Here is a 21,710-nt window from a genome sequence, read left to right as displayed (position 1 = left end):
GCCCGGTTCTGTCTAACTGCCTTCGCGCCAGGCGCGCCACAGCCGGGCGTACTGGCCGCCCAGCTCGACCAGTTCGCTGTGCGTTCCCTCCTCCACCACGCGTCCCTCGTCCAGCACGGCGATCCGGTCCGCGGTCATCGCCTGGGTGAGGCGGTGGGCCACGAACAGCGTGGTCCGGCCGGAGCAGGCGGTCAGCACGGCGCGTTCCAGCTCGGCGGCGCCCTCGCTGCCCGCCTCCGCGGTCGACTCGTCGAGCACGACCACCGGTGCCCGGCCGAGCACCAGCCGGGCCAGGGCGATCTGGGCGACCTTGGTGACGTCCAGGCGCTCACCGCCCTCGCCGACCACGGTGTCCAGTCCTTCGGTGAGCAGTTCGGCCCACCCTCCGGCGCCGACCGTGCGCAGTGCGTCCTTCAGCTCGTCGTCGCTCGCGTCGGGTGCGGCGAGCCGCAGGTCGTCGGCGAGCGGGCCGGAGAACACATGGGTCTCCTGGGTCAGGATGCTGACCAGGGCACGTGCTCCGGCCTCGTCCATGGTCGCGAGGTCGTGCGTCCCGATGCGCACCGACCCGGCCTGCGGTCTTCCGATGCCGGCGATGAGCGCGGCCAGGGTCGACTTGCCGGCGCCCGTCGCGCCGACCAGGGCGAGCGAACCCCCGGCCGGGATGGACAGGGACACCTCCCGCAGCACCGGCTCCTCGGCTCCGGGGTAGCTGAAGGTCAGCCCCGCCACCGTGACCGGGTACGGCGCGACGTCGGCGGGCAGGACGGAACCGTCGCCCACCAGCCGCTCCTCGGAGGGTTCCTGGAACACTCCGACCAGGCGGGTGAGGCTCGCGCCGGATTTCTGCGCCTCGTCGAAGGTGAACATGATGGCGCCCAGCGGGGTGAACAGGCGGTGGAACATCAGCGGGGCGGCCGAGACCTCGCCCAGGGTGGCGGCGTCCGCCTCCAGGAGGGCGTAGCCGACGAGCAGGATGAGGACGAGGCCGATGAACTCCGCCCGGTTCTCCCGGCCGACGAACCGCCCGAAGAAGCGGAACACCTCGACGCCGAGATTGCGCACCCGCCACGACTCGCCGGTGACCTTCTCGCGTACGGCGTCCTCCAGCCGGTACGCCCGGACCGTGTCGATTCCGTTGAGTCCGCTGATCAGCGCCTGGGCGCGGTCGGCCTGGGCCACCCGCTGCGTGCGGTAGAGGGGCGCCGAGCGGGGCAGGTACCAGCGCAGCGCCAGTGCGTACGCGGGCAGGGCGCAGGCTCCGGCCAGGCCGAGGCGCCAGTCGAGGCCGAACATGCCGATCGTCGCGATGACGACCAGGACGCCCGCCGAGAACACGGTGGGGATGGCCGTCCGGATGCCCTTGGAGATCACGGCCACGTCGTCGCCGACGCGGGACAGCACGTCGCCCCGGCCGACCTCTTCCACGCGCGAGCTGGGCATGCCCAGGACGGCGCGGACGGCTGACTCGCGGAGCCGCGCGAGCAGTTCGGCCCCGAGCTTCCCGATCAGGAAGGTGGAGGCCGCGGTGGCTGCCGCGCCGGACAGCGCGGCGGCCACCATCAGCACCCCGACCGTGAGCAGTATCGAGCGTGACGCGCCGCCGACCACTCCGTCGACGACCCGGCCGAGCAGCAGCACCGGGAGCACTTGGAGCGCGGCCCCGGCCACCGTGGTGAGGACGGTGGAGGCCGTCAGCCACGGGGCCTGCCGGCAGTGCTCGGCCACCCAGCGGGCGGCCTCGCCTCCGGTCGCCGTGCGCAGGGTCGTGGGGGCGGGGCGGGTGTCGGTGGCAGTCACACGGACACCGGGTCTCGCCGGGGAGCGGGGCGGCGGGTCGTCATCTCTACTCGACCGACTTGACGAGCTCGTCGATCGCGTACGGCAGGGAGAGCAGGGTGCCCTGGGACATCGCCGCCCCGATCGCGGGGCCCTCGCTGTCCAGCAGGTAGGAGACGTTGCCGTTCTTGACGGCGGGCAGGTTGTTGAACAGCTCGAACTTCTTGAGCGCGTCCGTGTCCGCCTTGTCGTTGACGACGAAGATGCGGTCGACGTCGATCAGGTCGATGCGCTCGGGCGAGAGCTCGGTGGAGAAGTTGCCGTCCGCGACCTTGTCGATCTCGGTCTGGTAGGTGAATCCGGTGCCCGTCACGAGCCGGCCGCGTACATCGGTGGAGGTGAACGCCGAGATCGAGTCCTTGTACCAGGACAGCGCGACGGCGGTCTTGCCGCCGAACTCGGGGTGGGCCTTCTTGGCGGCGTCCAGCTTGCCCTGGATGCCCTTCACCAGTTCGGCGCCCTCCTTCTCCTTGCCGAGCGCCTTGGCGATGTGCACCGCGTTGTCCTGCCACGGGGCGCTGAAGAGCTCCTTCTCGCCCTTGGTGCGGCCCACGGTCGGGGCGATCTTGGAGAGCTTCTCGTAGGCCGCCTCGTCGACCTCGGAGTAGACCGCGATGATCAGGTCCGGCCGCAGGGAGGCGATCTTCTCGAAGTTGGGGCCCGCGTCCCCGTTCTTCATGACGACGTCGGGGCGGGTGTCGCCCCACTGGTCCTTCACCCAGGGCCACTGCGTGTTGATGTCGGGCGTCTGGCCTACGGGGTTCGGGTACTGGTCGACCATGCCGACCGGCTTGATGCCGAACGCCAGGACGGCCTGGTCGTCGGTGTAGCCGACGGTGACGACCCGCTCGGGGGCCTCGGCGACCTCGGTGGATCCGAACGCGTGCTCCACGGTGACCGGGAACGCGCCGTCGGCCGCGGCCGGGGCGTCGTCGTTCTTCTTGTCCGCCGAGTCGTCCCCGCATCCCGCGAGGAGACCGACGCCGAGCGTGGCAGCGGACACCACCGCGGCCAGCCGCCGCCACGGCTTCACATGCGTCGTTCGATGAAGAGGCATCCGGAATCCCTTGCTTTCGCACTGTCCACTGCGCCCCGGTATGAGGGCATCCAGACTGTACCCCGAGCAAGTGAGGTCAGCCTAGCCTTACTGGATAACTTTCCGCCGGTCAGGACGACTTGGGCCGCGACCGGTGATTCGACGGACCGTCAGGCCTGTCCGCCCCTGTCGGCCGGGGCCGGTCGGGGACTGTCGGTGACGGTCCGTCAGGGACTGTCGTGGGGTGCCCGGTCTACGGTTCGATCCGGACGTGCGTCCGGCCGATCGGCACGATGAGCGGCCGGTCGCCCACCGGGTCGTCGATCACCTTGGCCTGCAGTCCGAACGCCTCGTGCAGCAGCTCGGCGGTGATCACGTCCCGGGGGTGCCCCTGCGCCAGAACGGCTCCCGCCCGCATGACGACGAGGTTGTCGCTGTAGCGCGTGGCCAGATTGAGATCGTGCAGCACCATGACCACGGTGCGGCCCGACTCGTGCAGATCGTCGACCAGGTCGAGTACGTCGATCGCGTGGGCGAGGTCCAGATAGGTGGTCGGCTCGTCCAGCAGCAGCAGATCGGTGCCCTGGGCCAGGGTCATCGATATCCATACGCGCTGGCGCTGCCCGCCGGACAGCGAGTCGACGGGCCGGTCGGCCAGGTCCGCCACGCCGGTCATGGCCAGCGCCCGCCGCACCACGTCGGCGTCGTCCGACGACCACTGCCGCAGCCAGCTCTGGTGCGGGTGGCGTCCGCGGGCGACCAGGTCGGCCACGGTCAGCCCTTCCGGGGCGACCGGCGCCTGCGGCAGCAGTCCGAGCTTCTTCGCCACGTCCCTGGTCCGGAGCCTGCCGATGTCCTCGCCGTCCAGCACGACGGTGCCGCCGGCCGGTTTGAGCAACCGGGTCAGGGTCCGCAACAGGGTCGACTTGCCACAGCCGTTGGGGCCGATGATCGTGGTGATCACCCCGGTCGGAATGGCCACGTCGAGCTCGTCGATGACCGTCCGGTCGCCGTACCCGACGGTGATGCCCCTGGCTGCCAGCCGTGGGACGTCCTGGACGTCCGCATCGGGCCGGGCGGTGAACTGAGCGGCCACAAGCCCCCCTTGTTGAGGTCAGCCTTACTTCTACCATCTACCGGAGGTTCGCCCGCACCAACAGGTAGACGAGGAACGGGCCGCCGATCACGGCGGTGACCACGCCGACCGGCAGACCGATCGGCAGCGCCGCGCGGGCCACCAGGTCCGAGCCGATCAGCAGCAGTGCGCCCACCAGGCCGGAGGCGATGACCGGTGGCGTCGGCCACCTCGCCAGGCGCATCGCCACCTGGGGCGCCACCAGCGCGACGAACGGGACCGGCCCCGCCGCGCTCACCCCCACGGCGGCCAGCAGCACCGCGCAGAGCAGCAGGACGGCCCGCACCCGGCCGAACCGCACGCCCAGCCCGGCGGCGACGTCGTCGCCGAGGTGCATCGGCTTGAACGGGAAGGCCACGACCGCCACGACGGCGAGCAGGACCAGCGTGCACCAGAACGCCACCCGGACCTCGTCCCAGGACCGGTTGTCCAGCGAGCCCACCAGCCACACCTGGGCGCGCGCCACGTCCCGGATGTCGGCCGAGACCAGCAGCCAGGTCGTGATCGCCTGCATCATGGCGGTCACCGAGATGCCGATGAGGATGAGCCGGAAGCCGTCGACGCCGCGCCGCCAGGCCAGGAAGTACACGAGCAGCCCCGTGCCGAGACCGCCCAGGAGGGCCGCCGCGGGCAGCCCGACCGAACCGGTGATCGCCGCGGCGGTCCCGCCCGTCGCCGTCACCAGGAACACCGCGACGGTGCCGGCTCCGGCGGTGATCCCCAGAATGTCCGGACTGGCGAGCGGGTTGCGTGCCACGGACTGGGTGATCGCCCCGGACATGCCCAGGGCGATCCCCACGATGAGGCCGGCCAGCGCCCGGGGCATCCGCAGGTCCATCACCACGAACGCGTCGACCTGTTCGCCCTGGCCGAAGATGGTGGCGATGACCCGGGAGAGGCCGATGGGGAAGTCCCCGATGCTGATGGAGAGGCAGAAGACCAGGAAGGCCGCCGCCGCGAGCACCAGCGTGACCAGCACGAGCCAGGGCCGCCAGACGAACGACACCTGGCCGAGCCGCACACCCGGCGCCATCGACGGTGTCGCTCCGGTCCCGTTCAAGGGCTCCCGCATGGGCTTCCGCGTTACGTTCATGCGCTCCTGAACTTCCCTCGCCACACCAGGACCGCGAAGAAGGGGGCCCCGAGGAGGGCGACCACGACGCCCGACTCCAGCTCGCCCGGCCGCACGACCAGCCGGCCCACGATGTCGCAGACCAGCAGGACACCGGAGCCGAGCAGACCCGCGTACGGCACCAGCCAGCGGTAGTCGGGGCCGGTCAGATAGCGGGCCACGTGAGCCACCATCAGCCCGAGGAAGGCGATGGGGCCGCAGGCCGCCGTGGCGGCTCCCGCCAGCAGCGTGATGGCGACGATGCCGATCGTACGGCTCACCGCGATGTTCACGCCCAGCCCGCGCGCCACGTCGTCGCCCAGGTTGAGCAGGTTGAGGGCGGGCAGCGTGATCAGCGCCAGGACCAGGCCGACGGCTATGAACCCCGTCACCGGCCGGATGACGTCGAATCCGACACCGGCGACGGAGCCCGCGTTCCAGAACCGCAGCGCGTTGAGCGACTTCTGGTCGGACAGCGCCACCGCCGTGGTCATCGCCGCGAGGAACACCGTGACGCCCTGCCCGGCCAGGGCGAGGGTCAGCGGGTTGCCCGCTCCCCTGCCGACGCTCGCCAGGCCGAAGACGACCACACCGGCGACGCCCGCGCCCGCGAAGGCGAACCAGACGTACTGGAACGGGTCGGTGAACCCGAACAGGGCGATGACCGAGACCACGGCGAAGGAAGCCCCGGCATTCACTCCCAGCAGTCCCGTGTCGGCTATGGGGTTGCGCGTGTAGCCCTGGATCAGCGCGCCGCCGACCCCCAGGGCCAGGCCCGCCACGATGGCGAGAACCGTCCGGGGCACCCGCACGGTCTGCACGATGAGCCGGATCTCGGTGAGCTTCTGGTCGGGCTCGGGCTCCGCGAACAGCCCGTGCCAGACCTCGCCGGGGCTCAACGCACGTGCCCCGACGGCCAACGACACGGTTGCCGCGATCACCAGAGTCACCGTGATGACGCCCAGCCCCACGACCCGCCGCCTGCGGGTGCCCGTCGTCCCCTCTGGTACGGGGCGCTCCACTGCGGTGGTGATCATGTCGACGAACGATATCCCCTTGATCGGATCGGTTGCGCCCGGCCCGCCCGGCAGGCCACCGGGCGGGCCAAGTGTGGAACTCGCCGCGGGCCGACGGCACTTGTCGCCCCGCGGGCGCCCAGAAGACGTGTCGGGGCCGTCCCGCACTTCCCGGCGGGAGGGCCCTCAGCCGCCGGCGCCCTCGGTGACCGGCCGGGACTCGTCGGAGGTGGATTTGACCCGGCGGTCGAGCAGCGAGTCCAGGATCTCGCCGACCCGTATCGCGGTGTTGGAGAGCAGCGAGGTGGTGATGCCGTGCGTGTGCTCCGTACCGCCCTGGAGGTAGATGCCGCAGCGCAGAGCGGGGTCGGTCGCGATCCGGTAGTCGCGCTCCACGCGGACGCGGCCCGCGTCGTCGCGCAGGCAGCGCTCGCCGACCCCGCCGAGGAGGCCGAGCGGATCGGCGGGGCTGTAGCCGGTGGCGAACACCACGACGTCGGCGTCCAGTTCCGACTCCTCGTCGGTCACCAGGGACTTCACGGTGGCGCGGACGCTGTCGGGCTTCTCCTCCACTGCGGTGACCCGGGACACGTTGAGGAAGCGCAGCCGTTCGGTGCCGAGGACCTTCTCCCGGTACATCTGCCGGTAGAGGTCGTCGATCAGGTCGATGTCCACGACGGAGTAGTTGGTGTTGCCGTGGTAGGCCATCAGACGGCTCTTGACCTCCTCGGGGGCGGCGAAGTAGTCGTCGACCGCGTCGGGGTCGAAGATCCGGTTGGCGAAGCTGCTGTCGTCGGCGGGGCTGTAGCCGTAGCGGGAGAAGACCGCGCAGACCTCGGCGTCGGGGAACCGGCGGTACAGGTAGGCGACGTTCTCGGCGGCGCTCTGACCGGCGCCCACGACGACGATGCGCGAGGGCGAGGCGCTCGCCAGGCCGTCGACCTTCCGCAGCAGGTCGGAGTTGTGCCAGACCCGGTCGCCGCGCTCCACGCCTTCCGGCATGAGGGGGCGCAGGCCGGTTCCGATGACGAGGTTGCGGGCCCGGTGGACCGCGAGTCCTTCGCCGGAGCGGACGGTCACGTCCAGGTACTCCACGGTCCCGTCGTGGAGATACGGCGTGACGGCGACGACTTCGTGGCCATAGGAGACCAGGTCGTCGACCTTGGCCGCGGCCCACTCGAAGTAGTCGTGGAACTCCACCCGCAGCGGGAAGAGGTTCTTGTGGTTGATGAAGTCGATCAGCCGGCCCTTGCTCTGCAGATAGCAGAGGAAGCTGAACTCGCTGGACGGGTTCCGGAGCGTCACCAGGTCCTTGAGGAAGGACACCTGCATGGTCGCGTCGTCGATGAGCATGCCGCGGTGCCAGCCGAAGCTCGACTGCTGCTCGAAGAAGTGGGCGGTGACCGAATCCTGCCTGCCGACCTTGCTGTTGTGCTCGCTGAGCGCGATCGCCATGGCCACATTGGACGGGCCGAAGCCGATGCCGATGAGGTCGTGGACCAGTGGTGTGTCGCCAGGAAGAACCTGTGACATGTCACTCCCATCGTCTGGGAAAGCCGCCTGTCGGGCGTGGGGACGGTACGGAGGGCGGGCACGCCGACGGACTCACCCACCTGAACTTAGGTGAGCCTAAGCTCACCAACCCGCCTTGTCGATAGGGCAAATGGGACGACTCGCTATTGACGGTCCGTCAATTGTGTCTGGAACCAGGCGCTGTTGCCGAGGTCGGCCGTTCGGACGACGGGGTCGGCGCGAGGGCTTCGACGCGTCGGGGCGGACCAGCCGGTGCCCCCTTGAGCTGCGCGCTTCTCCCCGAGGCCGCCGGAGGCCGGGCCCGCCGGCTGTGCGCCTTCATGGGTTTCGACGTCGCCGACGGCAGCGCGGACTCCTACCGGCGGGCCGGCCGCCGCATCCCCTTCGTACGGCTCGACGCGGCTCCCGGCCGGCACCCGCGCTGACCGGACCGTCGCGCACATCCTTACGGACCCGTGACGTGTGCGCGCCGCGCCCGGTCCGGGGGATCGCCGGGCCCTAGCGTGGCGGTCATGCGCGTACTGGTCACCGGCGGAGCCGGGTTCATCGGGTCACATGTCGTCACCGCCCTCGCCGCGGCCGGGCACGAGAGTGTGGTGCTGGACGCCCTGCTGCCCTCGGCCCATCCCGGCGGCACGCCCCCGCAGCTGCCGGGCGAACGCGTGGTCGTCGGGGACGTCCGGGACCGGGAGGCGGTGGCGGACGCGCTGGCCGGGGTGGACGCCGTGTGCCACCAGGCCGCCATGGTCGGGCTCGGAAAGGACTTCGCGGACGCCCCGCTGTACGTCGGGTGCAACGACCTCGGTACGGCGGTGCTGCTGGCGGAGATGGCCGCGGCCGGGGTGCGCGACCTGGTGCTGGCCGGGTCGATGGTGGTCTACGGCGAGGGCCGCTACGACTGCCCGCGCCACGGCACGGTCCGCCCCGGGCCGCGCGCGGAGGCCGATCTGCGGGCGGGACGCTTCGAGCCGCGCTGCCCGGACTGCGCAGCGGTGCTCTCACCGGGCCTGGTGGCCGAGGACGCGCCGGTGGACCCGCGCAATGTGTACGCGTCGACCAAGCTGACCCAGGAGCACCTGGCCGCCGCGTGGGCACGGGCGACGGGCGGCCGGGCGGTGTCCCTGCGCTACCACAACGTGTACGGGCCGGGCATGCCGCGCGACACCCCGTACGCCGGTGTCGCCTCGTTCTTCCGCTCGGCCCTGGCCCGCGGTGAGGCCCCCCGGGTCTACGAGGACGGGGGCCAGCGGCGCGACTTCGTCCATGTCCACGATGTGGCGGCGGCGAACGCGGTGGCCCTGGCGGCGGTGCGGGAGCGGCGGCCCGCGTCCTTCGCCGCGTACAACACCGGCAGCGGCGAGCCGCACACCATCGGCGAGATGGCCGCCGCGCTGGCCGGCGCGCACGGCGGGCCGGACCCGGTGGTGACCGGGGAGTACCGCCTGGGCGACGTACGCCATGTCACGGCGGACTCGCGGGCGCTGCGCGAGGAGCTGGGCTGGCGGCCCCGGGTGTCCTTCGCCGAGGGGATGGCGGACTTCGCGGCGGCCCCGCTGCGCGGTTCGGGGGGCCGCCGGGGGGAAGGCGCCGTCACGCTGTCGGGAGCGTGACCGAGAAGCAGCAGCCGCCCTGGACGTTGCGGACCTCGGCCCGTCCGGCGTGCGCCTCGACGATACCGCGCACGATGGCGAGACCGAGGCCCGCCCCGGCCGGCGGGGTGCGGGCGTGACTGCCGCGCCAGCCGGTGTCGAAGACCCGGGGCAGGTCCTCCTCCGGGATGCCGCCGCAGCCGTCGGTCACCGACAGCACGACGCCCCCGTCCGAGCGGTGTGCCGCGACGGCCACGGTGCCGTCGGGCGGGGTGCGGCGGATGGCGTTGATCAGGAGATTGCCCAGGACCCGGCTCATCTCCTTGCCGTCGACCTCCACCGGCACCTCGTCGATCCGGTCGCCGACCAGCCGCACCCCGTGCTCGCGGGCCAGCGGGTCCACCCCGGCCAGCGCGTCGCCGACCAGGTCGTAGAGGGAGATCCGGGCCGTCGCCAGGGTGAGCGAACCGGCCTGGATCCGGGAGAGTTCGAAGAGGTCACCGACCATGCCGTTCATCCGCTCGACCTCGGTCCTGATCTGCCGCAGATAGCGTCCGGAGTCGGCGGCCATGCCGTCCTCCAGCGCCTCGGCCATCGCCCGCAGCCCGGCGAGCGGGGTGCGCAGATCGTGCGAGATCCATGCGACGAGTTCGCGCCGCGAGGCCTCCAGCGCACGTTCGCGCACCCGGGAGCTGTCCAGTTTGGCACTGGTGGCGGCCAGCTCGCGGGCGAGCTCGGCCAGCTCGGCGGTGGGCTGCCCGGCGGGCGCGGCGAAGGTGCCGCCGTCCCCGAACGACCTTGCGGCAAGGGTCAGTTCACGGCTCTGGGCGGCCACCCAGCGGCCCAGCAGGATGGCGGTGGCCAGGGAGACCAGGGCGGCCATGGCGACGACGGTCGTGACGACGTAGAGGTCATGGGACGAGAGGAACATCGCCCAGGCGACCGTCAGCGTCCCGGCGAGCATCGCCGTGACGGCCACCCCGGCGACGACACTCAGCGAGACCACCAGCGAACGGTGACGCAGCAGACGCAGGACGCCCGCTCCGAGGATTCCGGCGGCCGCCGCTCCCAGAAAGGCGAAGAGCGCGATGAGCAGGACGTCGTTCACAGCGACCGCCCCCCGGGCGGCTCGACGGGGACGGCGGCCGGGCCGGTTCCCGGGCTGTCGGGGCCGACTTCCGTGCGGCCCGCTTCCGTGCGGCCCGCTTCCGTGCGGCCCGCTTCCGTGCGGCCCGCTTCCAGGTCCAGGCGGTACCCCACGCCCCACACGGTGCGGATCAGCCGGGGGCTGGCCGGATCCTTCTCGACCTTGCCGCGCAGCCTGCGGATATGAACGGTGACCGTGGACAGATCACCGAAGTCCCACCCCCAGACCTCCCGCATCAGCTCCTCCCGCCCGAACGCCCTGCCAGGATGCCGGAGCAGAAAGGCGAGCAGGTCGAACTCCCGCAGTGTCAGGGCGAGTCCGCGCCCGTCGCGGTAGGCCTGCCGGGCCGCCGGGTCGAGGCTCAGCCCGGCACCGGACAGCGGGCCCGACTCGTCCGCCGGGGCGGCGGCCCGCGCGCGGCGCAGCACGGAATCGACCCGCAGGACCAGTTCGCGCGGGCTGAACGGCTTGGTGACGTAGTCGTCGGCGCCGGTCTCCAGGCCGAGGATGCGGTCCTCCTCGTCGCCGCGGGCGGTGAGCATGATGACGGGGACCGGCCCGTACGCGCGCATCCGGCGGCAGACCTCGAATCCGTCCATGGCGGGGAGCATCAGGTCCAGGACGACGAGGTCGGGCCGGCAGGCCGCGAACCGTCGCAGCGCGTCGGGTCCGTCGCCGGCCTGCTCGACGGCGTAACCGGCGCGGTGCAGATAGCCGACGACGACCTCGGCGACGGTCGGGTCGTCGTCCACGACGAGGACCCGGCCGCGCGTCCCCTCGGGGGCGGGCTCCGGCTGCCGGGCGGGCGGGGTGTTCTCCATGGCCCCCACTGTGGCACCCCCCTCCCGGCGCGTCGGGGGCCGGACCACCCCCATCCGGCCGATGTCCATGTTTCGTAAGAACCTGATGACTGAAATGCCGGAGTTGTCTCCGTAGGGTGAGGCGGGTGACCGATTCTTCTGCCGCTGTTCCGTTCCCGCCCGCCCCGCACACCGGCCTCCCGAAGGCCGACATCGTTCTGCCCTGTCTCGACGAGGCGGCCGCACTGCCCTGGGTGCTCGGCCGCATCCCCGACGGCTGGCGCGCGATCGTGGTCGACAACGGCTCGACCGACGGTTCGGCCGAACTCGCCCGCTCCCTCGGCGCGAGCGTCGTCACGGAGGAACGGCGGGGGTTCGGCGCGGCCTGTCACGCCGGGCTGCTCGCCGCCGAGGCCGAGTTCGTCTGCTTCTGCGACTGCGACGGCTCGCTGGACCCCGCGCTGCTGGCCGGATTCGTGCGGCGGATCGCGGACGGTGAGTGCGATCTGCTGCTCGGCCGCCGCCGCCCCGAGGGCCGGGGCGCCTGGCCGCCGCACGCCCGCGCGGGCAATCTGGCGCTGGCCCGGATGCTGCGCCGCCGCACCGGCCTGCGCCTGCACGACCTCGGCCCGCTGCGGGCTGCCCGCCGCAGCGACCTGCTCGCCCTGGACCTCACCGACCGGCGCAGCGGCTATCCGCTCCAGATGGTGGTCCGGGCCTCGGACGCCGGGCTGCGGGTCACCGAGAGCGACGTCCCCTACCGGCCGCGCACCGGCAGGTCGAAGGTGACCGGCACCTGGCGCGGGACCTGGCAGGCGGTGCGCGACATGCGGGGCGTCCTGCGGGAGCCACCGGCGGACCGCGCGCCCGGCCGGGCCGCACGCGCGGAGACAGGGACCGCCCGATGAGCGCGCCCGGAGACGGGGGACGTTCGACGAGCACGCCCGGAGACAGGGACCGCCCGACGAGCGCGCCAAGAGACGGGGGACGTTCGACGAGCACGCCCGGAGACAGGGGCCGCCCGACGAGCGCGCCAAGAGACGGGGGTCGTTCGTCGAGCGCGTCCGGACCCACGGAGTTGCTGGTCATCGCGAAGGAACCGGTGGCCGGACGGGTCAAGACCCGGCTCTGCCCGCCCTTCTCCCCCGCCGAGGCCGCCGAGCTGGCCGCCGCCTCCCTCGCCGACACCCTGGAGGCCGTGCTCGCCCTCCCCGCCCGGCGGCGCGTCCTGGTCCTCGACGGGCGGCCGGGCCCCTGGGTGCCGCCGGGGTTCGAGGTGGTGCCGCAGAGCGCGGGCGGCCTCGACGAGCGGCTCGCGGCGGCCTTCGGCGGGTGTACGGGGCCGGCCCTCCTGGTCGGCATGGACACCCCGCAGATCACAGCCGCGCTGCTCGCCCCCGCTCTCGCGCCGGACGCCTGGGAGGGCGCCGGGGCCTGGTTCGGTCCGGCCGAGGACGGTGGCTTCTGGGCCCTGGGCCTCGCGGAACCCGATCCCGCCCTGTTGCGCGGGGTGCCGATGTCCGTCCCGGAGACCGGCGCGGTGCAGCGGCGCAGGCTGGTGGAGGCGGGGCTCGTGGTGCGCGATCTGCCGGTCCTGACCGACGTGGACACCGCGGCCGACGCCCACCGGGTCGCGTCGGCCGCGCCGGGCGGCCGGTTCGCCGCAGCGCTCGGCCGGCTGACCGGGGCGGGGGTGCGATGAGTACGACCGTGCCCTCCTCCGGGTTCACCGCACCGGCCCCCGCCGACTCCGCCGAAGCCCCCGACACGCACAAGGCGCACGAGGCGCACAGGGCACATGAGGTGTACGAGGCGTCCGACACGCACGAGGCGGCCGCCGGCGGCGCGTACGCCTCCGCCAAGTCGGCCCGGTCGGGCGCGGACCGCACCGCCCCCTGGGGCGCCGACCCGTACGCCAACGCCCTGCGCACCGGCCGGGGTCCGCTGTTCCTGCGCCGCAGCGACGGCTGGCTGCTGCCCCTGGACGTGGAGCGCTGGTGCTCGGGGGCGGGCTCCGCCGACCTGTCCGCCCTGCACCGGTGCGAGGGGCCGGTGCTGGACATCGGCTGCGGGCCGGGGCGACTGGTCGCGGAGCTGGCCTCACTCGGACACCGGGCGCTGGGCATCGACGTCAGCGAGGCGGCGGTGGCCCGTACGCGCGGTCTTGGCGGCGCGGCGCTGCTCCGCAGCGTGTTCGAACCACTGCCCGGGGAGGGCCGTTGGGGCACCCTCCTGCTCCTCGACGGCAATATCGGCATCGGGGGCGACCCGGCCGCCCTGCTGGACCGGGCGACCGATCTGCTGGGCGCCGGCGGGCTGCTGATCGCCGAGACCGCCCCCGTCGACGTGGACGAACGGGTCCGGGTCCGTCTCGACGACGGCCGGGGCGGGCCGGACGGAAGGACCGCCCCCGCAACCGGGCACGACGGCGACGCCGAGCCGTTCCCCTGGGCGCGGATCGGGACGCCGGCGCTGCTGCGGTACGCCCGCGCGGGCGGCTGGCGTACGGCCGATCAGTGGGGTGCGCAGGGGCGGACCTTCGTCTCGTTGCGCCGGCCCGTACGGGAGCGGAGCGCCCGGACCAGCAGCCAGAGCGCGGAGAGCGCGAACAGCGCGCCGGTGATCAGCAGCCAGTTGCCGAAGTAGACGTCCGGGGAGGTGCCGGCGGCGGCCTCGTACCGCCGTTCGGTCCGCCGGGTGATCAGCGGGAACCAGATCAGCAGGAGCAGCCCGGAGAGGAACGCCGGCACCCGTACGAAGTTCACCAGGGCCCGCCGGGGGCCGAGCGCGGCGCACAGCGCCCGGTCGGCCCCGGCGTACACCGGCAGCAGCACCAGGTCGTGCAGAACGGCCGACCCGGCGAACCAGAGCAGCACGCCGACGGTGTCCCCGTCCAGCAGCCGTACGCCCGCGTAGCCGGCCAGGCAGAACGTGGCGGCGAGCAGGAGCAGATGGAGCGGGCCCTCCCCGTAGAGCCGGCGCGGCGAGAAACGCGGGCGGCGGGGTGCGGCGGACAGGGGCGGTACGGCTCGGGTGGACATCACAGCTCTCCGAACGTCAGGGTCTCGACCCACTTGGTGTTCAGCACCCCGGGCGCGGCGGGGACGATGATCCGGGCCGGGTAGCCGTGGTCGGGTGACAGCGGCGCGCCGTTCACCTCCAGTGCGAGCAGCGAGCGGCCGTCGCGGACCTGGTTGTCGCGCAGCGCGGCCATGCGGAAGGAACCCCTGCGCTGGAGCGACTCGACGAAGACGCCCGGCGGCCGGTCCGGGTAGCCGGCGAGTGCCGCCAGGTCGAAGAGCCGCACCCCGCGCCAGAGCTGGTCCGAGGTCGACCAGCCCTCCACACAGGCGATCGGGAGCGCCGCACTGTGCTGTTCCATGGCCAGCAGTTCGGCCCGGGAGAAGCGGAACTCCCCGGCCGGCCCCCGTACCGTCAGCCGCCAGCGCTCACCGGTGTCCACGGGCGTGATCCCTATGGCGGCGGCGGTCTTGTTGATCTGGAAGGCGTTCGGGCCCGGCCCCGGGTCGGTGCCGCCGCGCGGGGTGAGGAGCGCGATGCTGCGCAGTGGCCCGTCGAAGCTGCGACCGGCCGAGGTGACCAGCAGAAGGAGCGAACCGGCCCCCACCATGGCCAGCGCGCCGCGCCGGGACAGGGTGGCCGGCAGCGGGTCGGGGGCGGCGAGGGTGTCCGGTTCGCCGCGCGGGATGCCGTTGCGCAACACCCGTACGGCCTGGGGAAGCTTGAGGGCCACATGGGTGACGAAGCCGGCGAGGAAGACCCAGGCCCCGTAGAAGTGCAGGGGATAGAAGGACCCGGGGAAGACGTAGTCAAGCTGGATGTTGAGCAGTCCCGTAAGGAATTCGAACAGCGCCCCGCCCACGAGCAGCAGCAGCGAGATCCGCTCCAGGGCGTGGCCCACGGAACGGGCGGGCGGCAGCGCGAACAGCCGGGGAATCACCGACCACAGCTTGGCGAGCAGGACGGGCACGAGCACGATGCCGACGGTGACGTGCAGGCCCTGGGTCAGCCGGTAGAGCCAGTGCGGGCCGGTCGGCCAGGAGAACAGGTAGAAGCCGAGCCACCCCTTGCCCGGGGTCTTGTCGTTGACCCGGTTCAGGTCCGGGTTGTAGGCGGCGTACGAGAGCAGACCGGTGACGAACAGCAGCGTGAGTCCGACGAGCAGGACGACGCCGAGCACGGCGGTGAAGCGCACCCCGCGCACGGGGCTGCGCCAGAATCCCGGGTCGGCGGGCGTGCGCGGGGCGCGGAGGGAGTCGGGGAGGGAGCGGATCATCCGGCGGCGTTCGGGCATGGGGCCGACGCTAAGCGGGGAACACCGCCGGCGGGCGGACGTGGCTGCTGACGAAATTCTGACGTCGCGGCCTGGATGCCTGGGGAAATCTGCCCTGGGGCACTCTGACGTCGCGGCCTGGAGAGAGGACCGGTGTCGCGGTCTGGAGGGAACCGGTGTCCCGGCGGGAGGAATCTGACGGTTCGGTGACGCGGCCCTGCCGGACCGCCCGATTGCCGCCCGGTGTGCATAGCGTGCCAGCGTGAAGACCGAGGACGCCACACCCACGGACATCGCCGGCGGCACGGGGCACGGCCCGCCCGCACCGCCGGACCGCAACGACGACCGCGCCCGGCGCGCGGGGCGGTCGGACCTGATCGCCGCCACCGCGGGCGTGCTGCTGATCGCGGCCGCGGTGGTCGTCGGCCATGTCATCCAGAACCGGGACGGGAGTCTGCGCGCCCAGTGGCCGCCGCTGCTGGCCTCCTGGGACCCGCATCTGGGTCCGGGCACTCCGGCCGCCCTGATCATGGCGGTCCTGGTGGTCTCCTACGGCCCGCCGCTCGCCGCCCGGCTGCCCTGGCGCGGGCTGCTGGCGGCGTCCTGGGCCGGGTCGACGGCCTGGGTCTTCTCGATGGCGCTGATCGACGGCTGGCACCGGGGCGTCGCGAAGCGGCTCACCACGAAGCACGAGTATCTGCGGGTCATCGACCGCTTCGAGGACATCCCCGCCACCCTGCGCGACTTCACGAACCACATCGTGATCGGCGAGCCGGGCAACTGGCCCGCCCATGTCGCCGGGCACCCGCCGGGCGCGACGCTGACCTTCGTGTGGCTGGACCGCATCGGTCTCGGCGGCGGCGGCTGGGCGGCGCTCTGGTGTGTCGTGGTGGGCAGTTCGGCGGCGCTGGCCGTCCTGATCACCGTGCGCGTGCTGGCCGACGAGCGCCTGGCCCGCCGCGCCGCGCCCTTCCTCGTCCTCGCCCCGGCGGCCGTCTGGGCGGGCGTGTCGGCCGACGGCTACTTCACGGCGGTCGCCGCCTGGTCGGTGGCGCTGCTCGCCCTGGCCGCCACCCGCCGGGTCCGCTTCCCGGCCGTGGCTGCGCTCGGCGGGGGTCTGCTGTTCGGGTGGACCTGCTACCTCAGTTACGGGCTGGGGCTGATGGCGGCTGTGCTGCTGGCCGTGCTGGTGCTCACCCGCACCGCCCGCCCGGTGCCGCTGTTCCTGCTCGGCGCGCTGGTGGTCCCGGTGGCCTTCACGCTCGCCGGGTTCAACTGGTGGACCGCCTACCACCTGCTGGTCGAGCGCTACTACCAGGGCGCGGGCGGTGTCCGCCCGTACGGCTACTGGGTCTGGGCCAACCTGGCCTGCGCGACCCTCGCGGCCGGGCTCGCCGCCGTCGCCGGGCTGCGCCGGAGCGCGGTGGCCGCTCCCGGTGCCGTACGGGCACTGCGGAGCGGCCCCGTGACGGCGGCCTCCCCGGAAGGGCGACTGGCGTTGCTCGTGCTGGCGGCGCTGGCGGCGCTGATCGCCGCGGATCTCTCCGGCATGAGCAAGGCGGAGACCGAGCGCATCTGGCAGCCGTTCCTGCTGTGGCTGCTGCCCGCTGCGGCGCTGCTCCCCCGCCGGCGCGTGCGGTACTGGCTGGTCGCGTCGGCCGTTCCGGCTCTGCTGATCAACCACCTCCTGTGGACGGGCTGGTGAGCGGCGCCCCACCGCGGCACCCCACGCGGGGCACCCCACGTGGGGCGCCGCTGTGGGTCTCAGCCGGTGGCCGCGGCCAGGTCCTTCAGCGCGAGGTTGAGCCGGAGGACGTTGACGTGGGGTTGCCCGAGGAATCCGGCGGTGCGCCCCTCGGTGTGCCGCTCGACCAGCGCGGTGACCTGCCGGACGGTCAGACCGTTGGCCTCGGCGACCCGTTTCACCTGGAGACGCGCGTACGCGGGTGAGATGTGCGGGTCGATCGCGGAGCCCGATCCGGTCACCGCGTCCTTGGGGACGTCCGACTCCGGCACTCCGTTGAAGGCGGCGACCGCCTTCTTCGTGTCCGCGACGGTCCGGGTCAGCGTGGCGTCGGAGGCTCCGAGCTGGCCGGAGCCCGTGGCCAGGGGGTCGTAGCCGCTGTTCGACGGCCGTGGCTGGAACCAGGCGGGGTCGGGCTTCTCCGTCCCGTCGATGTTCCAGGTCTGTCCGATGAGGGCGGACCCGACGTCCTTCCCGCCGGCCCGCACGATCGAACCGTTGGCCTGGTCGTGGAAGAGTCCCTGGGCGATGCCCGTGACGGCGAGCGGGTAGGCGATGCCGGTGACGGCCGTGAGCACGAGCAGCATGCGCAGCGCGGCTCCGACCAGACGTCCCGTGTTCACTACGGAGTTGTTCATGATCAGTCAGCCGATTCCGGGTATGAGGGAGATGAGCAGGTCGATGATCTTGATGCCGATGAACGGGGCGATCAGGCCGCCGAGTCCGTAGACGGCGAGGTTGCGGCGCAGCATCCGGTCGGCGCCGGCCGGCCGGTACCGCACTCCTCGCAGAGCGAGGGGGACCAGCACGACGATGATCAGGGCGTTGAAGATGACGGCCGACAGGATCGCGGACCGGGGCGAGGCCAGCGCCATGATGTTCAGCCTGTCCAGCGACGGGTACGCCACGGCGAACATGGCGGGGATGATCGCGAAGTACTTCGCGACGTCGTTGGCGATGGAGAAGGTGGTCAGCGCGCCCCGGGTGATGAGGAGTTGCTTGCCGATCTCGACGATCTCGATCAGCTTGGTGGGGTCGGAGTCGAGGTCCACCATGTTCCCGGCCTCCTTGGCGGCCGAGGTTCCGGTGTTCATCGCGACGCCGACGTCCGCCTGCGCCAGTGCCGGTGCGTCGTTGGTGCCGTCGCCGGTCATCGCGACGAGCTTGCCGCCCGCCTGCTCCCGCTTGATGAGGGCCATCTTGTCCTCGGGCGTCGCCTCGGCCAGGAAGTCGTCGACCCCGGCCTCCTCGGCGATGGCCTTGGCGGTCAGCTGGTTGTCACCGGTGATCATGACCGTACGGATGCCCATGCGGCGCAGCTCGTCGAACCGCTCCCGCATGCCCTCCTTCACCACGTCCTTGAGGTGGATGACGCCCAGGACCCGTGCACCGCCGCCGTCGTCGACGGCCACCAGCAACGGGGTTCCGCCGGCCCGGGAGATCCGGTCGGTGAGCGCCCTGGTGTCCTCATGGACGCTTCCGCCCCGCTCCTCCACCCAGGCGACAACGGACCCGGCCGCCCCCTTGCGGACCCTGCGCCGGGTGCCTCCCTCCACGAGGTCGACGCCGGACATCCGGGTCTGTGCCGTGAACGCGACCCACTCGGTGTCGGCCGGTTCGCCCCGGTGGCGTTCGCGCAGTCCGTACGTCTGCTGCGCCAGGACCACGATGGAGCGACCCTCGGGCGTCTCGTCGGCCAGTGAGGACAGCTGCGCGGCGGCGGCCAGCTCCGCTTCCGTCGTGCCCCTGACCGGAACGAACTCGGCCGCCTGCCGGTCGCCCAGGGTGATGGTGCCGGTCTTGTCCAGGAGCAGGGTCGACACATCGCCGGCGGCCTCCACCGCACGGCCCGACACGGCCAGCACATTGCGCTGGACCAGCCGGTCCATGCCGGCGATGCCGATCGCGGAGAGCAGCGCGCCGATCGTCGTCGGGATCAGACAGACCAGGAGCGCCGTCAGAACGATCATCGAGGTCTGCTGGTCGGCGCCCGCGTAGACCGCGAAGGGCTTCAGTGTCACGACCGCGAGCAGGAAGACGATGGTGAGGGCCGCCAGCAGGATGTTGAGGGCGATCTCGTTGGGGGTCTTCTGCCGGGCCGCACCCTCGACCAGGTTGATCATCCGGTCGATGAAGGTCTCGCCCGGCTTCGTCGTGATCCTGATGACGACGCGGTCGGACAGCACCTTCGTACCGCCGGTGACGGCCGAGCGGTCGCCGCCGGACTCGCGGATGACGGGGGCCGATTCGCCGGTGATCGCGGACTCGTCGACGCTGGCGACCCCTTCGACGACATCGCCGTCGCCGGGAATGACGTCACCGGCCTCGCACACGACGAGGTCGTCGATCCGCAGTTCGGTGCCGGGTATCCGCTCCTCGCCGCTCGCGGTGACGCGGCGGGCGACCGTGTCGGTCCTGGCCCTGCGGAGAGTGTCGGCCTGGGCCTTGCCCCGGCCCTCGGCCACGGCCTCGGCGAGGTTGGCGAAGACCGTGGTGAGCCAGAGCCAGCCGACGATGGCCCAGCCGAAGAGGTCGGTCGGGTCCTTGACCGCCAGCCCGGTGCTGACCACCGAGCCGACGAGCACCACGAACATGACGGGCGACGTGATCATCACGCGCGGGTCGAGCTTGCGCAGGGCGTCGGGGAGGGAGCTGAGCAGCAGCTTCGGGTCGAAGATCCCTCCCCCGACGCGCCCGGCCGGCCGGGGCCCGGACGGTGCGTCCGGGTGCGGGGCGATGGTGGTTGCGGCCGTGGTCGTCGGGGACACAGCATCCTGCTTCGTTACGTGGGTGGTCATGCCGCGAGCCCTTCGGCGAGCGGTCCCAGCGCGAGTGCCGGGAAGAACGTGAGACCGGTGATGATCATGATCGTGCCGACCAGGAGGCCGGTGAACAGCGGCTTCTCGGTCCGCAGCGTGCCCGCGGTGGCGGGGACCGGTCGCTGCTCGGCGAGCGAGCCGGCCAGCGCCAGGACGAACACCATCGGCAGGAACCGGCCCAGGGCCATGCACAGGCCGAGCGCGGTGTTGTGGTACCCCGTGTCGGCGGCGAAGCCGGCGAACGCGGAGCCGTTGTTGTTGGACGCGGAGGTGTAGGCGTAGAGGACCTCGGAGAAGCCGTGCGCGCCGATGTTGGTCATGGACGACTCGCCGTTGCCGGTGGCCATCGCGAGAGCGGTGCCGGTCAGGACGAGCGCCGGGGTGACGAGGAGGGAGCAGGCGGCGAGCTTGATCTCGCGGGTGCCGATCTTCTTGCCGAGGTACTCGGGCGTACGGCCGACCATCAGTCCGGCGACGAACACCGCGATGACCGCCATGATCAGCATGCCGTAGAGGCCGGAGCCGACACCGCCGGGCGCGAGCTCACCGAGCATCATGCCGAGCAGCAGGACACCGCCGGACAGCCCGCTGAAGGAGTCGTGGAACGCGTTGACCGAGCCGGTCGAGGTCATCGTGGTGGAGACGGCGAACAGCGAGGAGGAACCCTCGCCGAACCGCTGTTCCTTGCCCTCCATCGCGCCGCCCGCGAGCTGCGAGGCGCTACCGGGGTGGGCGTACTCGATCCAGGTCACCAGGATCACTCCGACGAACCAGATCGATGCCATGGCGGCGACGATCGCGTAGCCCTGCCTGACCGAACCGGCCATCCTGCCGAAGGTCCGGGGCAGCGAGAACGGGATCACGAGCAGCAGGAAGATCGTCAGCAGGTTCGAGAAGCCGTTCGGGTTCTCGAAGGGGTGCGAGGAGTTCGCGTTGAAGTAGCCGCCGCCGTTCGTCCCCAGGTTCTTGATCGCCTCCTGAGAGGCGACCGCACCCGGCGAGATGGACTGCGGCTGCCCCGTCGACGTCGTGATCTCGTGGACACCGGCGAAGTTCTGGATCGCGCCGGCGGCGACCAGCAGGACGGCCGCGATCACCGAGACCGGGATGAGGATGCGTACGACAACGCGCACCAGGTCGGCCCAGAAGTTGCCCAGTTCACCGGTACGGGACCGGACGAAGCCGCGTACGAGCGCGATGGCCACGGCGATGCCGACGGCCGCCGAGACGAAGTTCTGCACGGCCAGGCCGCCGGTCTGGGTGATGTGGCTCATCGCCGACTCACCCGCGTACGACTGCCAGTTGGTATTGGACGTGAAGGACACGGCCGTATTGAAAGCCTGGTCGGGCGCTATCGCGTCGAATCCGAGCGACAACGGCAAGGTGTCCTGCACCCGCATGAGCAGGTAAAGGAAGAGGACGCTCACCGCCGAGAACGCGAGCACGGCCCGCATATAGGCGGTCCAGCGCATATCCGCGTTCGGGTTCGCCCCGACCGCGCGGTAGATCCACCTCTCCACGCGGAGATGCTTTTCGGAGGAGAAGACGGCGGCCATATAGTCGCCGAGAGGCCGGTGCACCAGCGCGAGTGCGACGACCAGCGCGGACACTTGGAGCACGTCAGCAAGAACGGGACTCATATCCGTA

Annotated in this window: 18 protein-coding genes; 6 read left to right on the top strand and 12 right to left on the bottom strand. The window is 72.1% G+C overall.

The features are described 5' to 3' along the window. Nucleotides 1-12: 12 nt before the first annotated feature. From ACGF2Y_RS19060 to ACGF2Y_RS19035, 6 genes are all read right to left on the bottom strand, one after another. On the bottom strand, nt 13-1,800 hold the full coding sequence (locus ACGF2Y_RS19060) for an ABC transporter ATP-binding protein (protein WP_392948597.1): 1,788 nt from the start codon (nt 1,798-1,800) through the stop codon (nt 13-15). A gap of 46 nt (nt 1,801-1,846) precedes the next feature. Beyond that, nucleotides 1,847-2,896 carry an iron-siderophore ABC transporter substrate-binding protein gene (locus ACGF2Y_RS19055; RefSeq protein ID WP_392948594.1) on the bottom strand — a complete coding sequence of 350 codons (1,050 nt, stop codon included), beginning with the start codon at nt 2,894-2,896 and terminating at the stop codon, nt 1,847-1,849. A 232-nt stretch (nt 2,897-3,128) separates the two neighbouring features. Continuing rightward, the gene (locus tag ACGF2Y_RS19050) at nt 3,129-3,971 is read right to left on the bottom strand and encodes an ABC transporter ATP-binding protein (RefSeq protein ID WP_392948591.1); all 843 of its coding nucleotides are present in this window, start codon (nt 3,969-3,971) and stop codon (nt 3,129-3,131) included. Between the two features lie 37 nt (nt 3,972-4,008). Next, nucleotides 4,009-5,103, bottom strand: a complete 1,095-nt coding sequence (locus tag ACGF2Y_RS19045; RefSeq protein WP_392948588.1) for a FecCD family ABC transporter permease — start codon at nt 5,101-5,103, stop codon at nt 4,009-4,011. Beyond that, complete coding sequence (locus ACGF2Y_RS19040; RefSeq protein ID WP_392948585.1) at nt 5,100-6,158, bottom strand: FecCD family ABC transporter permease; 1,059 nt, start codon at nt 6,156-6,158, stop codon at nt 5,100-5,102. Before ACGF2Y_RS19040 ends, ACGF2Y_RS19045 begins: the two co-directional genes overlap by 4 nt. A gap of 165 nt (nt 6,159-6,323) precedes the next feature. Further along, nucleotides 6,324-7,670, bottom strand: a complete 1,347-nt coding sequence (locus ACGF2Y_RS19035) for a lysine N(6)-hydroxylase/L-ornithine N(5)-oxygenase family protein (RefSeq protein ID WP_392948582.1) — start codon at nt 7,668-7,670, stop codon at nt 6,324-6,326. A gap of 260 nt (nt 7,671-7,930) precedes the next feature. Here ACGF2Y_RS19035 and ACGF2Y_RS19030 point away from each other — a divergent pair, with 260 nt between their 5' ends. Together ACGF2Y_RS19030 and ACGF2Y_RS19025 are read left to right on the top strand one after the other, a co-directional pair. Further along, nucleotides 7,931-8,095 (top strand): hypothetical protein, encoded by a 165-nt coding sequence (locus ACGF2Y_RS19030; RefSeq protein WP_392948579.1) that lies wholly within the window; start codon nt 7,931-7,933, stop codon nt 8,093-8,095. An 87-nt stretch (nt 8,096-8,182) separates the two neighbouring features. After that, the gene (locus ACGF2Y_RS19025; RefSeq protein WP_392948577.1) at nt 8,183-9,280 is read left to right on the top strand and encodes an NAD-dependent epimerase/dehydratase family protein; all 1,098 of its coding nucleotides are present in this window, start codon (nt 8,183-8,185) and stop codon (nt 9,278-9,280) included. On the opposite strand, the gene ACGF2Y_RS19020 is transcribed toward ACGF2Y_RS19025, so the two are convergent. Together ACGF2Y_RS19020 and ACGF2Y_RS19015 are read right to left on the bottom strand one after the other, a co-directional pair. Then, entirely contained in the window at nt 9,261-10,367 is a 1,107-nt protein-coding gene (locus tag ACGF2Y_RS19020; RefSeq protein ID WP_392948575.1) for a sensor histidine kinase, read from the bottom strand. The two genes, ACGF2Y_RS19025 and ACGF2Y_RS19020, sit on opposite strands and share 20 nt — an antisense overlap. Beyond that, complete coding sequence (locus ACGF2Y_RS19015) at nt 10,364-11,227, bottom strand: response regulator transcription factor (protein WP_392948572.1); 864 nt, start codon at nt 11,225-11,227, stop codon at nt 10,364-10,366. The genes ACGF2Y_RS19020 and ACGF2Y_RS19015 overlap by 4 nt, the downstream gene beginning before the upstream one ends. Before the next feature lie 125 nt (nt 11,228-11,352). On the opposite strand from ACGF2Y_RS19015, the gene ACGF2Y_RS19010 reads away from it, so the two are divergent. The 3 genes from ACGF2Y_RS19010 (at nt 11,353) to ACGF2Y_RS19000 (ending at nt 13,852) form a co-directional block, all read left to right on the top strand. Next, nucleotides 11,353-12,114: a glycosyltransferase family 2 protein gene (locus ACGF2Y_RS19010; protein WP_392948569.1), complete on the top strand. Its 762-nt coding sequence runs from the start codon at nt 11,353-11,355 to the stop codon at nt 12,112-12,114. 170 nt (nt 12,115-12,284) lie between these two features. Continuing rightward, entirely contained in the window at nt 12,285-12,908 is a 624-nt protein-coding gene (locus ACGF2Y_RS19005; RefSeq protein ID WP_392948567.1) for a DUF2064 domain-containing protein, read from the top strand. After that, a complete protein-coding gene (locus ACGF2Y_RS19000; RefSeq protein WP_392948565.1) occupies nt 12,905-13,852 on the top strand; it encodes a class I SAM-dependent methyltransferase in 948 nt (315 codons plus the stop codon). Before ACGF2Y_RS19005 ends, ACGF2Y_RS19000 begins: the two co-directional genes overlap by 4 nt. Nucleotides 13,853-14,246: 394 nt before the next feature. On the opposite strand, the gene ACGF2Y_RS18995 is transcribed toward ACGF2Y_RS19000, so the two are convergent. Next, nucleotides 14,247-15,521, bottom strand: coding sequence for a molybdopterin-dependent oxidoreductase (locus ACGF2Y_RS18995; protein ID WP_392948562.1), 1,275 nt, complete (start codon nt 15,519-15,521; stop codon nt 14,247-14,249). Between the two features lie 241 nt (nt 15,522-15,762). Between ACGF2Y_RS18995 and ACGF2Y_RS18990 the strand changes: the two genes are divergently transcribed. After that, nucleotides 15,763-17,205, top strand: coding sequence for a hypothetical protein (locus tag ACGF2Y_RS18990; protein WP_392948560.1), 1,443 nt, complete (start codon nt 15,763-15,765; stop codon nt 17,203-17,205). 59 nt (nt 17,206-17,264) lie between these two features. On the opposite strand, the gene kdpC is transcribed toward ACGF2Y_RS18990, so the two are convergent. The 3 genes from kdpC to kdpA are packed head-to-tail and all read right to left on the bottom strand — an operon-like array spanning nt 17,265 to nt 21,703. After that, a complete protein-coding gene (gene kdpC / locus ACGF2Y_RS18985; RefSeq protein ID WP_392948558.1) occupies nt 17,265-17,882 on the bottom strand; it encodes a potassium-transporting ATPase subunit KdpC in 618 nt (205 codons plus the stop codon). A gap of 6 nt (nt 17,883-17,888) precedes the next feature. After that, nucleotides 17,889-20,042 carry a potassium-transporting ATPase subunit KdpB gene (gene kdpB, locus ACGF2Y_RS18980; protein ID WP_392948556.1) on the bottom strand — a complete coding sequence of 718 codons (2,154 nt, stop codon included), beginning with the start codon at nt 20,040-20,042 and terminating at the stop codon, nt 17,889-17,891. Further along, nucleotides 20,039-21,703, bottom strand: coding sequence for a potassium-transporting ATPase subunit KdpA (gene kdpA / locus ACGF2Y_RS18975; RefSeq protein ID WP_392948553.1), 1,665 nt, complete (start codon nt 21,701-21,703; stop codon nt 20,039-20,041). Before kdpA ends, kdpB begins: the two co-directional genes overlap by 4 nt. Nucleotides 21,704-21,710 lie beyond the last annotated feature (7 nt).

Source organism: Streptomyces sp. NPDC048142 (genome assembly GCF_043202835.1).
Classification (GTDB): Bacteria; Actinomycetota; Actinomycetes; order Streptomycetales; family Streptomycetaceae; genus Streptomyces.
The sequence above is the reverse complement of the archived record's forward strand: the minus strand, read 5'-3'. Positions and strand labels throughout refer to the sequence as shown.

Coding starts and splice junctions, on each gene's coding strand:
- ACGF2Y_RS19055 (WP_392948594.1), bottom strand. CDS start 2,896: ATGCCTCTTCATCGAACGACGCATGTGAAGCCGTGGCGGCGGCTGGCC.
- ACGF2Y_RS19045 (WP_392948588.1), bottom strand. CDS start 5,103: ATGAACGTAACGCGGAAGCCCATGCGGGAGCCCTTGAACGGGACCGGA.
- ACGF2Y_RS19040 (WP_392948585.1), bottom strand. CDS start 6,158: ATGATCACCACCGCAGTGGAGCGCCCCGTACCAGAGGGGACGACGGGC.
- ACGF2Y_RS19035 (WP_392948582.1), bottom strand. CDS start 7,670: ATGTCACAGGTTCTTCCTGGCGACACACCACTGGTCCACGACCTCATC.
- ACGF2Y_RS19025 (WP_392948577.1), top strand. CDS start 8,183: ATGCGCGTACTGGTCACCGGCGGAGCCGGGTTCATCGGGTCACATGTC.
- ACGF2Y_RS19015 (WP_392948572.1), bottom strand. CDS start 11,227: ATGGAGAACACCCCGCCCGCCCGGCAGCCGGAGCCCGCCCCCGAGGGG.
- ACGF2Y_RS19000 (WP_392948565.1), top strand. CDS start 12,905: ATGAGTACGACCGTGCCCTCCTCCGGGTTCACCGCACCGGCCCCCGCC.
- ACGF2Y_RS18995 (WP_392948562.1), bottom strand. CDS start 15,521: ATGCCCGAACGCCGCCGGATGATCCGCTCCCTCCCCGACTCCCTCCGC.
- kdpC (WP_392948558.1), bottom strand. CDS start 17,882: ATGAACAACTCCGTAGTGAACACGGGACGTCTGGTCGGAGCCGCGCTG.
- kdpB (WP_392948556.1), bottom strand. CDS start 20,042: ATGACCACCCACGTAACGAAGCAGGATGCTGTGTCCCCGACGACCACG.
- kdpA (WP_392948553.1), bottom strand. CDS start 21,703: ATGAGTCCCGTTCTTGCTGACGTGCTCCAAGTGTCCGCGCTGGTCGTC.